Genomic DNA, 14,262 nt, shown 5'->3' on the forward strand with positions numbered 1-14,262 from the left:
GCGGAAGATGTAACGGGGCTAAATTATGTACCGAAGCTGCGGCAACAACTTAAAAATTGTTGGGTAGGGGAGCGTTCTGTAAGCTTATGAAGGTAATTTAAAAAAATTACTGGAGGTATCAGAAGTGCGAATGCTGACATGAGTAACGATAAAGTAGGTGAAAAACCTACTCGCCGAAAAACTAAGGTTTCCTGTCCAACGTTAATCGGGGCAGGGTAAGTCGATTTCTAAGACGAGACCGCAAGGTGTAGTCGATGGTGAACAGGTTAATATTCCTGTACTTAGTATTACTGCCAAGGGGGGACGAAGAAGGCTATGTTAGCCAAGTGACGGTTTATCTTGGTTTAAACATGTAGATTGACTTTTTAGGTAAATCCGAAAAGTTAAAATTGAGGTGTGATAACAAAGTACTCAGGTACCTAAGTAACAAATGCCACACTTCCAAGAAAAGCCTCTAAGCTATAGGTAATACTAAATCGTACCTCAAACCGACACAGGTAGTAAAGTAGAGAATACTCAGGCGCTTGAGAGAACTCGGGTGAAGGAACTAGGCAAAATAGTGCCGTAACTTCGGGAGAAGGCACACTAATATTAGGTGAAAGGATTAACTCCCAGAGCTGAGATTAGTCTAAGATACCAGCTGGCTGCAACTGTTTATTAAAAACATAGCACTGTGCAAACACGAAAGTGGACGTATACGGTGTGATGCCTGCCCGGTGCCGGAAGGTTAATTGATGGAGTTATCGAAAGAAAAGCTCCTGATCGAAGCCCCGGTAAACGGCGGCCGTAACTATAACGGTCCTAAGGTAGCGAAATTCCTTGTCGGGTAAGTTCCGACCTGCACGAATGGCGTAATGATGGCCAGGCTGTCTCCACCCGAGACTCAGTGAAATTGAAATCGCTGTGAAGATGCAGTGTACCCGCGGCAAGACGGAAAGACCCCGTGAACCTTTACTATAGCTTGGCAATGAATATTGAATCTTGATGTGTAGGATAGGTGGGAGACTAAGAAATGTGGACGCTAGTTTACATGGAGTCAACCTTGAAATACCACCCTTTGATATTCAATATTCTAACGTAATTCCGTAATCCGGAATGCGGACATTGTCTGGTGGGTAGTTTGACTGGGGCGGTCTCCTCCCAAAGAGTAACGGAGGAGTACAAAGGTCAGCTAATCACGGTCGGATATCGTGAGGTTAGTGCAAAGGCATAAGCTGGCTTAACTGTGAGCGTGACAACGCGAACAGATGCGAAAGCAGGTCTTAGTGATCCGGTGGTTCTGCATGGAAGGGCCATCGCTCAACGAATAAAAGGTACTCCGGGGATAACAGGCTAATACCGCCCAAGAGTTCATATCGACGGCGGTGTTTGGCACCTCGATGTCGGCTCATCACATCCTGGGGCTGTAGTAGGTCCCAAGGGTATGGCTGTTCGCCATTTAAAGTGGTACGCGAGCTGGGTTTAGAACGTCGTGAGACAGTTCGGTCCCTATCTGCCGTGGGCGTTGGAAAATTGAAGGGGGTTGCTTCTAGTACGAGAGGACCGAAGTGAACGTACCTCTGGTGTTCGGGTTGTCATGCCAATGGCATTGCCCGGTAGCTAAGTACGGAAAAGATAAGTGCTGAAAGCATCTAAGCACGAAACTTGCCCTAAGATGAGTTTTCCCTGAGGTTATTATACCTCCTAAAGGGACGTTGAAGACAACGACGTTGATAGGCTGGATGTGTAAGCATAGTGATGTGTTGAGCTAACCAGTACTAATGACCCGTGAGACTTAACTTCACAACACTAGAGACGTGTTATAAAATATTTAGCTTGTACCAATTAATTATCTATGATATTAATCCTTTAATAAAGGTTACCTGGCAGTAATTAGTACGGCAGAACCACCTGATTCCATTCCGAACTCAGAAGTGAAATGTCGTGGCGCCGATGGTAGTGTGGGGTCTCCCCATGTGAGACTAGGAAACTGCCAGGTTTCGCCTTTTATTTATCATTAATTTTAATAATTTTATGGTATCTAATATGTTTATAGGTGCGGTAGTTCAGCTGGTTAGAATACTGGCCTGTCACGCCGGGGGTCGCGGGTTCAAATCCCGTCCGCACCGCCACATATTATTTATTAGTAGGGACGTAGTTCAATTGGTAGAGCACCGGTCTCCAAAACCGGGCGTTGGGGGTTCGAGTCCCTTCGTCCCTGCCAATATATAAAATACAAATATATTGATATTGATAGAATTAATTGTGAAAATGCAAAAATATTTTGCTATATCAAATATTTTTAATTTTATTCTCGTAGTTTTTAAAATCATAGTCATTTTCCGATAAAATAAGCTAATTCATGATAATTCTCTAGTTTTTACTTTAATTAGTTATTATATTTAGAATATAAGAAACCCCTCAAATAAAACAGAAAGTTGAAAATGAAAGTATGTGGTTGTTGACTATAACCTCAAATAAATGCCCAAAAATTATAAAATAAAATACAGAGATCATAATTTACTACTTTGCTTATCAAGTAATAAGCATTATTTTATATGATAAAAATATTTGTAACAAATGTAATTGCGATAACAAGCTGTTATTTACATTATATTTATAATTAAGCATTTTACTTAGATAGTATTACTATGAAATGTTATTTCTAGGTAAACAAATTAGTTAAAGTGTTAAATGGTTATCTATGCTTAATAAGCTTATGTATATTAATACATAAAAATACTGCTCTATTAATATGGATTTTGTCCAGAATCATTCTCTATGAGATAGATATTATTGAAAATATAATTATATAATAAATATTATTTTATGCCTAATTTTATAGGAATAGCTATATCCTATTAACATAATTAGGTTCTCCTTTTTAGGAGTTATTGCGATATATGTATCACATTTTAAAATAAACAAATTTAATTTTTCTACATATTATAAAAAAAAATACATTTTAAATACTTTATTTATCATAATGTTTAGTTAATAGATATATTATAAAATATGCTAACATAAAAATTATGTTGTATTAAGTAATAAAATTAGTTTAAAAAATAATTCATTTTGTTTAAAAATGCTGAAATAATGACATAAGTATAGCTAAAAATAATAATCTAACATGCTTTATATTATCATACCTCACGATCTTCTTTCAGAAGATATTCTCCGTAGTAAACATATGCAACTTTTAGATTATTCCGTACAAAAATATAGGTTTAGGTTTACTATTGAATGTATAGTATGGATAACTGAATAAGTGCTTATTGTAAAACTAATAAATTCATTAATGCGTATATTCAGTCTATATAATTTAGCATATATAGCGGAATAATTTGAAAACTATAAAAAAATGAGAGAAGTATCCTCTAGGATTTTTTTAAAATAATCAAGTCATCGTGTGACGCCTAATACTCATTACTCTACTAATATTTGCTAAATCAAGTAGTAACTACTTATCTCCTGTATTAGAAATGAAATATGTCATTATTATGTTCATCATGATTAATATACATTGATATTTTTCATATTTAGGAGTAATTGTTTAAAAGTATGAAAATTACTTCTCCAGATAACTGTTTATTTTACCAATTATTATAATACGTAGTAAAATATCTGTTTGAATATAGGATATATAAGAATATTTAATAAATTACAGTATAAATTAGCAGTGGATAGCATCGATCAAGTTTAGATATTACATGGCAAATTTTGTGATATAAATAAAATATATAATATACTTTATATTATTTTTAGAGTAGCAACCGAAGATAAATGAGGTTAGTACAGTCATTATAAAAATATCTTAACTAATATATGGAGCAAATAAAGCATGCCGAAATACCGTTCTGCTACTACAATTTATGGTCGTAATATGGCTGGTGCTCGTGCTCTATGGCGTGCTACAGGCATGACAGAAGCCGATTTTGGAAAACCAATTATAGCAGTAGTGAATTCATTTACGCAATTCGTTCCGGGACATATCCATCTGCGTTTATTAGGAAAATTAGTATCAAAATATATTGAACTATCAAATGGAATAGCTAAAGAATTTAACACTATTGCAATAGATGATGGTATAGCCATGGGTCATCATGGAATGCTTTATTCTTTACCCTCCAGAGAACTAATAGCTGATTCTATAGAATATATGATAAATGCACATTGTGCAGACGCAATGGTTTGCATATCTAATTGCGATAAAATTACCCCAGGAATGTTGATAGCCTCTTTGCGTCTTAATATTCCTGTGATTTTTGTATCGGGAGGACCAATGGAAGCAGGAAAAATCAATTTTAATAATCAAACAAATAAGATTGATTTGACTGACGCTATCATGCACAGTGCTAATCCAAATACTAGCGCCACGCATAGTAAAAAAATAGAAGATTTAGCTTGTCCAACGTGTGGTTCTTGTTCAGGGATGTTCACAGCAAATTCAATGAATTGTTTAACTGAAGCAATTGGTTTAGCATTCCCTGGTAATGGTTCTCTATTAGCTACCCATATTGATCGTAAAGAATTATTTATTAATGCAGGTAAACAAATAGTTAAGTTAACTAAAAAGTACTATGAAAATAACGATAGCAGTGTATTACCAAGAAGTATAGCGAATAAGTCAGCTTTCAAAAATGCCATTATCCTTGATATAGCAATGGGTGGTTCAACTAATACGGTGCTTCATTTATTAGCTGCAGCACAAGAAGGCAACATTGATTTCAGTATATCTGATATTGATGTTTTATCACGAAAAGTTCCTCATCTATGTAAAATTGCACCTAGCACAAAAAAATACTATATGGAAGATCTACATAGAGCTGGAGGAGTATTTGGTATACTTGGTGAATTAGATAGAGCTAAATTAATTGATACTAGCGTGCTGAATATTCTAGGTATTACTTTAAGTGAAACATTAAAAAGTTATGATATTTTAGTGACTCAAGATGAGTGTATAAAAAAAATGTTTCTTGCTGCCCCAGCAGGTATTCGAACTACTCAAGCTTTTTCACAAAATGTTCGCTGGAATAAATTAGATAAAGATCGTCAAAAAGGTTGTATAAGATCTGTTGATTTTGCTTATTCTCAAGATGGTGGATTAGCTGTTTTATATGGTAATTTAGCAAAAGATGGATGTATTGTAAAAACGGCTGGTGTAAACAAAAAAATTTTAAAATTTACAGGTTCAGCTAAAGTATATGAAAGTCAAGAGGATGCAGTTCAAGCTATTCTTACAGGAAAAGTTATCGAGGGAGATGTGGTAGTTATTCGTTATGAAGGACCTAAAGGCGGACCTGGAATGCAAGAAATGCTTTATCCAACAACATACTTAAAATCAGTTGGTTTATCAGACAAGTGTGCATTAGTCACTGATGGACGTTTTTCTGGAGGAAGTGCAGGGTTATCTATTGGACATATATCACCAGAAGCCGCTGATAGAGGAATTATTGCATTAGTAAAAGATGGAGATATAATTGAAATTGATATACCTAATCGCATAATTAATCTAGTCGTATTAGAGCACGAGTTAAATAATCGTATTCAAAAAGAAAAAAAAAGAGGCATTTTTGCTTATAAACCAAATAAACGCAAACGTGAAGTATCATTAGCTTTACGTGCATATGCTGCATTTACTACTAGTGCTGATAAAGGTGCTGCACGTAATAAAAATCAATTAGAAGGTTAATTAATGTGAAGTTAACCCAACTTGATATGACAGAATATTTACACACAATTTTACGTTCTCCGGTTTATGAAGTAGCTCAAATAACACCTTTGCAAAAAATGCAAAAAACATCGTTACGTTTTAAAAATACAATTTTAGTAAAACGTGAAGATCGTCAAATAGTACATAGTTTTAAGCTACGTGGAGCTTATGCTATGATATCAGGATTAACAAAAGAACAGAAAATGGGTGGTGTTATAACAGCATCAGCAGGTAATCATGCACAAGGAGTAGCACTTTCTGCTAACAAATTAGGAATTAAATCGTTAATTATCATGCCAATATCAACTTCCGATATAAAAGTAGATGCAGTACGCACATTGGGAAGTCAAGTTAAGTTATTTGGTAATAATTTTGATGAAGCACAAGATCATGCTATTTCTCTTTCTCATAAAGAAGGATATACTTTTGTACCACCATTTAATCATCCAGCAGTAATTGCTGGTCAAGGTACTCTAGCAATGGAGTTGTTGCAACAAGATGCACATCTAGATCGTATTTTCGTTCCGGTAGGAGGTGGTGGTTTAGCTGCTGGAGTATCAGTATTAATTAAACAATTAATGCCTCAAATTAAAGTTATTGCTGTAGAAGCAGAAGATTCTGCTTGCTTAAAAGCTGCATTAAATGTTGGTTATCCAATAGCTTTATCACGGGTAGGATTATTTGCAGAAGGAGTAGCTGTAAAAAAAATTGGAGATGAAACATTTCGACTTTGTCAAAAATATTTGGATGATATTATTACAGTTAATAATGATAATATTTGTTCTGCTATGAAGGATATTTTTGAAGATGTAAGAGCAATAGCGGAACCTGCCGGGGCATTAGCATTAGCCGGTATGAAAAAATATATTAAGAAATATAATATTAGAAATGAAAAGTTAGCTCATATACTTTCAGGTGCAAATGTTAATTTTCATGGATTGAGATATGTTTCCGAAAGATGCGAACTAGGTGAACAACGTGAGGCATTACTTGCTGTTATTATACCAGAATTACAAGGAAGTTTCTTAAAATTTTGTCAAACATTGCATGGAAGATTTGTGACTGAATTTAATTACAGATACGCTAATTCAGATTATGCTTATATTTTTGTAGGTATACGCTTAACAAATGGCTTACACGAACGATGTGAATTAATTAATCAATTAACTTTTAGTGGGTATAAAGTAATAGATTTATCAGATGATGAAATAGCAAAATTACATGTACGTTATATGGTAGGAGGACGTCCTTCAAAACCTATTTACGAACGTCTATTCAGCTTTGAATTTCCTGAATCACCTGGTGCTCTTCTAAAGTTTCTAAAAACATTAGGTACTCATTGGAATATTTCACTATTTCATTATCGTAATCACGGTGCAGATCATGGAAGAGTATTAGCTGCTTTTGAGATAGGTAATAACGAACAACGTTTTCAAAAGCACTTGAGTGAGCTAGGATATCATTTTCATGATGAAACCAAGAATCCGGCATTTCGGTTTTTTTTAAAAGGTTTTTGATATTAAAGTTCCATGGAGTATTTTTTATTAGAATTTAATTCTAAAGAAAAAATATTTTTTTTATAGTATAAGTACTGGACTACCAGATGATACTATTTTAGATAATAATGCAATATCTACTGAAGAAATAGTACTTCATGACTAGATAAAGTATGTAGTATGTATGATTATGATAAATGAAATACCTATAAGTAGTAGTATCTGATTACACCATTTCAAATCATTTTTGAAGTCACTCGCTGAAGAATAAACCAGGAACATTTATCCGTAAAGAACAATGTTCTATTATTTGATTTTCTGCTTTACAAAATATATTTTTACCTATTAAATTAACTATATGAGCTTTAGTTGATGGCAGGATATTAACAGAGTTTCTCAATAAGAGGTCAATGACTATAAGCAAATATATATAAATATAACAGCAGAAAACATATTTGGTTTAAGGACTACTTGTCTGTTCTACTGTTATTTATATGATGGGATAATCAAATTATTTACATTAATGCTTTTACTTAAAACAAAATCTTTTTTATCACGCATAAATAAAATTTGCGAAATATTTTATTTCATTGTTTGTCTATCATCAAATTCAATAGGTAATTAACTTCACTTATAGCACGTCACGTACGTACTGTTATTTTAAAATAACATTATTATAAAATGTTAACAAAATCTTTAAATCAGCTAAATCCCTATTAAAGCTAAACTTTTTACATAATTTATATTGCACTACACGCAATATAATATATCAACTATTTAATAAAAACATTTATATAATATTATATCAATATCCTTCATATTGCAGATGGAATCTTTATGGATAATTATTTCAATAAATTGAATTTACGTAATCAACTAATACAATTGAGTAAATGTCGCTTTATGTCAAGAAATGAATTTACTGATAGTATAAACTATTTAAAAAGAAAAAAAATAGTTATAGTTGGATGCGGTTCTCAAGGATTAAATCAAGGCCTTAATATGCGAGACTCCGGGCTAGATATATCTTATGTATTACGCCAGGAATCTATTGAAAAAAAAAATAAAACATGGTCTAATGCTAATCTAAATGGTTTTAAAATAGGTACATATAATACGTTAATTCCTGATGCTGATTTAATAATTAACTTAACTCCAGATAAACAACATTCTGAGATTATTCAGCAAATACAACCTTTAATGAAAACAGGAGCTGCTTTAGGCTATTCACATGGATTTAATATTGTTGAAGTAGGCCAATTAATTCGCAAAGATATTACCGTAGTAATGGTTGCACCCAAATGTCCTGGTACTGAAGTACGTGAAGAATATAAACGTGGCTTTGGAGTACCAACTCTAATTGCGGTTCACTGTGAAAATGATCCAAAACAAGAAGGCTTAGCTATTGCTAAAGCTTGGGCAACGTCTATAGGAGCGGATCGTGCAGGAGTACTAGAATCATCCTTTATAGCTGAAGTTAAATCTGACTTAATGGGTGAACAAACAATTCTGTGTGGTTTACTTCAAACAGGATCATTATTATGTTTTAATAAACTTGTATCTAATGGTGTAGATGTTGTTTATGCGACTAATTTAGTACAGTTTGGATGGGAAGTAATTACTGAATCTTTAAAATTTGGCGGTATAACTTTAATGATGGATCGTCTTTCAAATCCCGCTAAACTACGTGCATATTATTTATCAGAAAAATTAAAAACTCTTCTAACACCTTTATTTCGTAAACATATGGATGATATTCTCTCTGGTAAATTCTCTTGTGATATGATGAAAGATTGGACAAACGGAGATAAAAATCTATTATTTTGGCGTGAAAAAACTAGACAAACTAATTTCGAAAATCAGCCTTTTTACTCGAATAATATACCAGAATCAGATTATTATGAACACGGTATTATAATGGTAGCAATGGTAAAAGCAGGTGTTGAATTAGCATTCGAAACAATGAGAGAAGCAGGTATTTTAGCAGAATCTGCCTATTATGAATCCTTACATGAATTACCGCTTATAGCGAATACTATTGCACGTAAAAGATTATATGAAATGAATATAGTAATTTCTGATACTGCAGAATACGGAAACTATTTGTTCTCTTTTGAAGCCATACCTTTATTAAAACAATTTATGGAAAAATTGTTAGATGAAGATTTAGGTAAGTCAATTAGCTGTAAAAAAGTAGATAATAAAGAGTTACGTGATGTAAATGAAGCTATTTGTAATCATCCTATTGAAATAATTGGTCGTAAACTTAGAAGTTATATGATTAATATGAAACCTATTACTATTTCAAAATAAATGATTAAATGTAATTATATGGATAAAGTGCTTATTAATATAAATTACAAAGTAATTGCTATTTGAATAAGCATTAGCTTATATATTCATGAGTTATATTGCAATTATAATATTTATAGGTATGTATCTGGAGGCATTTCAACAATCGGTAAAGGTGTTGCTCTGGTGGTGAATCCTACATTTAAAGAGGCATTACCTACTGAATGAATTTTTGGTACTTTTAGGTGAGACAGGTTTTGTGATGGCAGATCATTGTATTGCATAGCGTTTATTTTATTAATATTTATGCATGATAATCAGTTATAGAAAGATAACCAATGAATCTCATCTCCCGTTGCAAAGTCATAGCATAAAACTTTAGTAACTAGCATGGATACATTAGCAGTTGGCGTGAGTTTAGCTTTTCTAAAACAAATATTATTAAGGTATAGCAACTACTATACTGGCAACCAGTATTGTTATATTTATAAGTCGTCTTATAGATACATTAAATGGTAAGAAATGATGGATAGTTTAATATTGATAGGTTGTTATATTCTAGCACCTTGAATACTACTAAGCTAATGCGCATATTTTTTTAGTGACATATACATATTATTTTCTAATATACTTCAACCATAATAAGTATGATTTATATCATTTTTATGATTTAATTGTGTTAATCCATTGAATTTAAAGGATTTTTATTTATGAGTAATAATCTTGTATTCCTTAATTTAGTATTACTAAAAGGAACAGCTGAAGAAAAATTACATGCAGCACATAAAGCTGGTTTTGATCAAGTGGAAATTTGGCTTGAAGATATAGAAAACAGTACAGAGGGAGTGGAGAAACTGAAAAATTTTTCTAAAATTCATAGATTAGGTTTTACAAATATACAAGTTCTTCGGGATTTCACTGGTATACCAGAAGTAGAGCGTTTGAATAAACGTCAAGAATTTTATAAATTTATTGATTTAGCACAAAAGTTAGGATGTAATACAATCCAAGCTCCTGCTACCACTCGTGAAGATTGTATACCAGAAAGAATTAATGATGATTTATGTTGGTTAGCTTCAGAAGCAGCTCGCTACAAGATGAGAATTATGTATGAACCTATGGCTTGGTGTAGTATAGATAATACCCTGCCATTGGCTTGGAAAAGAATCCAAAAACTTGAACAACCTAATATTGGGTTAGTAGTTGATTTATTTCATATTTGTGCATTAGGTGGAGATTCTTCTCAACTTGATGGTATTCCAGCTGATTATATTTATGAAGTTCAATTATGTGATATAGCCAAACCCCTTCCTATAAGGGATAAATCAAAACTCATTAATATAGCACGTCATCAAAGATTATTACCTGGAGAAGGTATAATTAATATTAAGGAATTTATTGATAAACTACATAGCATAAATTATCGTGGACCAATTGGTTTGGAAGTGTTTAATGATAAATTTAAAAACTTACCGCCATATGAAGCAGCAGTTAAAGCCTGGCATTCTATAAAAAAATATTTGTAATATACTTAATTATATGTCGAATATAAAATATTCGATGTTGTTATCGTTAATAAATATATTAAATAATTAGTGATATTTATTTTAAAAGTATACAATGAGTAAAATTTACTATATTAATATGTTTACACTGTAATATAATTCTCTATAAAATAGAATATGAAAAATCCTTTGCTTACTTCTTTTATAATACCTCCTTTCTCCCAGATTAAACCTGAACATGTGGTGCCTGCTATACATCAAGTTCAAAAAAAATGTCGTAGTTTAATAGAACTAATATTATCACAAAATACTAATTTTACATGGAATAATTTTTGTCAACCTTTACTAGAAGCCAATGATCGTTTAAACCGTGTATTCTCTCCAATAAGTCATTTAAATGCAGTAAAAAACACTTTAAAGTTTCGTGAAGAATATAAAAAAGCATTAATATTATTAACTCAATATAATACTTGGGTAGCTAGACACCAAAAATTATACAATGCTTATAAAGTTTTTAGGGATAGTGAAGATTATAATATACTTGATTTAGCTCGTAAAAAATTAATTGATAATATATTGCGTGATTTTGAGTTATCAGGTATTTCTCTACCTAGAGAAAAACAAATTTGTAATGAAAAAATCATGATACTTCTTTCTGAATTAGAATCAAACTACAATAATAATGTACTGGATTCTACTAGGAATTGGAATAAAATAGTTAAAAATCCAAGTGAACTAACAGGTATACCAGAAAATATATTAAAAAAATTAAAAATTAAAGCTCAAGAGAATAATAAAATAGGATGGTTGTTAACTTTAGACGAAGATATTTATACTTCTATAATAACATATTGTGATAATGAAGCATTACGTAAAGAAATATATAAAGCTTATTTAACTCGTGCTTCTGATGAGGGACCAAATGCAGGTAAATGGGATAATAGCACAATTATAGTTGAACAATTATTACTTCGTAATCAGCAATCTAAATTGTTAGGTTTTAGTTGTTTTGCCGAGAAGTCCTTTGCAACTAAAATGGCGAGTAATCCGAAACAGGTGATAAGATTATTTACTAAACTGGTAAAAGCAGTGCGATGTAAAGCGAAACAAGAAATTTCTCAACTAAAAATTTTTGTTAAAGAAAAATATGGTAAAAAAATTTTTCCTTGGGATTTAAAATATTATAGTCAAAAACAAAAAAAACACATTTATCATATTAATGATGAAGAATTACGATGTTATTTTCCAGAGGATCGTGTAATTAATGGATTATTCAAATTAATAAAACTAATCTATGGAATGACTACAAGAGAGCGATATGATATTGATATTTGGCACCCCACAGTGAGATTTTTTGATGTATTTGATGAAAATGGTGAATTACGTGGTAGTTTTTATATGGATCTTTACTCCCGTTCTAACAAAATGAATGGAGCTTGGATGGACAGTTGTTTAGATATGATGCGGAGAAAAGATGGAACTTTACAAAAACCAGTAGCTTATTTAAATTGCAATATAAGATCCGGCATAAATAATATACCAGCTCTTTTTAATCATAATGATATAATTACTATTTTTCACGAATTTGGACACACTTTACATCATATTTTAACTAAAGTAGAAATCCCTGGTGTTTCTGGAATTAATGGTGTTCCTTGGGATGCTGTGGAATTACCTAGTCAATTGATGGAAAATTGGTGTTGGGAACCAGAAGTATTATCTTTAATTTCTGGACACTATGAAACAGGAGAAAAATTACCAAAACCACTATTAATGAAAATAATTGATAGTAAAAATTATCAAAGAGCCATATTTCTTCTGCGTCAATTGGAAATGTCACTCTTTGATTTACATTTACATACTGATTTTTATCCAGTAGATAAAATACAAATATTAAAACTTTTTGAAAAAATAAAAAAACAAGTAAATGTTGTCCCTCATGTAAAATGGGATAGATTTCCTCATTCTTTTCGTCATATATTTGCAGGAGGTTATGCAGCTGGTTATTATAGTTATCTGTGGGCGAATATCCTATCTGCAGATGCTTTTTCACGATTTAAAGAAGATGGTATTTTCAATCGTAATACAGGAGAATCATTTTTAAAAAATATTTTAATAAATGGTGGTGTAGAAAATCCAATCCGCTTATTCAAAAGATTTAGAGGACGATTACCAAGAATTGAATTTATATTAGATAATTACGAAATCAAATTAACCCCATTATCAGATGAAAATATTTTTACTTAATGAATCTAATGTTAGCCAAAAGATGTTCTTAGCTTTAGCAATTAGTTGGCAACTTGAACATGATGAAGAGGCATCCATGTCTCTTGTGAAAACAAGTAATCATCTTGAACTACGTAGTAGAAGTGAGCCCTATTTAAAAGGACTTTACATTGATTTCACTTCTAGAGCAATGTTATATAGGCGTCGTTTTGGAGGAGCATTTAAAGAAGCATTGGCCATAGCTGTGGGAGCAAAAAAGAGTTATTTACCGAGCATAGTAGATGCAACTGCTGGTTTAGGACGCGATGCTTTTGTATTATCTTGTCTAGGATGCAATGTACGTATGATAGAGAGAAACCCTGTAGTTTCAGCCTTACTTTATGATGGACTGCAACGTGCATATAAAAATACTACTATTGGTAAAGTGTTAAAAAGAAATTTAATTTTATTAAAAGATACTAATCTGAATTTATTATATAATGATATTAATAAACCAGAAATAGTATATCTTGATCCTATGTATCCATCACGTAATAAAAGTGCCAAGATAAAAAAAGATATGCGCTTTTTACAACAACTTGTAGGCTTAGATGAAGATGCCGATTTACTATTAGAGCAAGCGCGTTTAATTGCGCAAAAAAGAGTAGTTGTTAAACGTCCTAAGTATGCACCCCCATTGGCAGGAGTAATTACTTATTCAAAAGTTACTACTAAAAATCATCGTTTTGATATTTATTCTCCATTATAAAATAGTAATATCAGATATATATCAACTACCAACTTATACTCTTAAACAGATTTTAGTAATTTTTAAGGCAAATATTTATCTGTGAAAAAAGCACAAACACTGTATGAGGCATTGAATTAGGACAAAATTATTTAAATTGCTAGTTTTCTAGTAGCAACTATTTAAGTTTTTATAATTGATTGTATCAATAAATTTATTATATATAAAATAAAACAAACTAAATTAAAGATAATATGATCTACTAATAATTAATTTTGTATTGACAAATATGTCATAAATACATCGTATTTTAATTATATATAA

Annotated in this window: 6 protein-coding genes, 2 tRNA genes and 2 rRNA genes (1 of these 10 cut by a window edge); all 10 read left to right on the forward strand. The window is 31.7% G+C overall.

The window, feature by feature from the left end; translation table 11 throughout:
* Positions 1-1,782, forward strand: a 23S ribosomal RNA gene (locus ICMP_RS00155); it begins 1,119 nt to the left of the window's first position.
* A 79-nt stretch (positions 1,783-1,861) separates the two neighbouring features.
* Positions 1,862-1,978, forward strand: a 5S ribosomal RNA gene (gene rrf / locus ICMP_RS00160).
* A gap of 56 nt (positions 1,979-2,034) precedes the next feature.
* A tRNA-Asp gene (locus ICMP_RS00165) sits at positions 2,035-2,111 on the forward strand.
* Positions 2,112-2,127: 16 nt separating this feature from the next.
* Positions 2,128-2,203: transfer RNA gene (locus ICMP_RS00170), tRNA-Trp, on the forward strand.
* Between the two features lie 1,617 nt (positions 2,204-3,820).
* Entirely contained in the window at positions 3,821-5,671 is a 1,851-nt protein-coding gene (gene ilvD / locus ICMP_RS00175; protein WP_041068597.1) for a dihydroxy-acid dehydratase, read from the forward strand.
* Positions 5,672-5,697: 26 nt separating this feature from the next.
* Positions 5,698-7,209 carry a threonine ammonia-lyase, biosynthetic gene (gene ilvA, locus ICMP_RS00180; RefSeq protein ID WP_052456847.1) on the forward strand — a complete coding sequence of 504 codons (1,512 nt, stop codon included), beginning with the start codon at positions 5,698-5,700 and terminating at the stop codon, positions 7,207-7,209.
* 816 nt (positions 7,210-8,025) lie between these two features.
* Positions 8,026-9,501 (forward strand): ketol-acid reductoisomerase, encoded by a 1,476-nt coding sequence (ilvC, locus tag ICMP_RS00185; protein WP_041068608.1) that lies wholly within the window; start codon positions 8,026-8,028, stop codon positions 9,499-9,501.
* Between the two features lie 689 nt (positions 9,502-10,190).
* The gene (locus ICMP_RS00190; protein WP_041068611.1) at positions 10,191-11,006 is read left to right on the forward strand and encodes a sugar phosphate isomerase/epimerase family protein; all 816 of its coding nucleotides are present in this window, start codon (positions 10,191-10,193) and stop codon (positions 11,004-11,006) included.
* A 156-nt stretch (positions 11,007-11,162) separates the two neighbouring features.
* On the forward strand, positions 11,163-13,232 hold the full coding sequence (prlC, locus tag ICMP_RS00195; protein WP_052456789.1) for an oligopeptidase A: 2,070 nt from the start codon (positions 11,163-11,165) through the stop codon (positions 13,230-13,232).
* Positions 13,213-13,959 carry a class I SAM-dependent methyltransferase gene (locus ICMP_RS00200; protein WP_041068614.1) on the forward strand — a complete coding sequence of 249 codons (747 nt, stop codon included), beginning with the start codon at positions 13,213-13,215 and terminating at the stop codon, positions 13,957-13,959. Before prlC ends, ICMP_RS00200 begins: the two co-directional genes overlap by 20 nt.
* Positions 13,960-14,262 lie beyond the last annotated feature (303 nt).

This window comes from Candidatus Ishikawaella capsulata Mpkobe (genome assembly GCF_000828515.1).
In the GTDB taxonomy this organism is placed as follows: Bacteria; Pseudomonadota; Gammaproteobacteria; order Enterobacterales; family Enterobacteriaceae; genus Ishikawella; species Ishikawella capsulata.

Bases quoted from the DNA above. Each gene is read 5' to 3' on its own strand.
- ilvD (WP_041068597.1), top strand. From the start codon at position 3,821: ATGCCGAAATACCGTTCTGCTACTACAATTTATGGTCGTAATATGGCT.
- ilvA (WP_052456847.1), top strand. From the start codon at position 5,698: ATGACAGAATATTTACACACAATTTTACGTTCTCCGGTTTATGAAGTA.
- ilvC (WP_041068608.1), top strand. From the start codon at position 8,026: ATGGATAATTATTTCAATAAATTGAATTTACGTAATCAACTAATACAA.
- ICMP_RS00190 (WP_041068611.1), top strand. From the start codon at position 10,191: ATGAGTAATAATCTTGTATTCCTTAATTTAGTATTACTAAAAGGAACA.
- prlC (WP_052456789.1), top strand. From the start codon at position 11,163: ATGAAAAATCCTTTGCTTACTTCTTTTATAATACCTCCTTTCTCCCAG.
- ICMP_RS00200 (WP_041068614.1), top strand. From the start codon at position 13,213: ATGAAAATATTTTTACTTAATGAATCTAATGTTAGCCAAAAGATGTTC.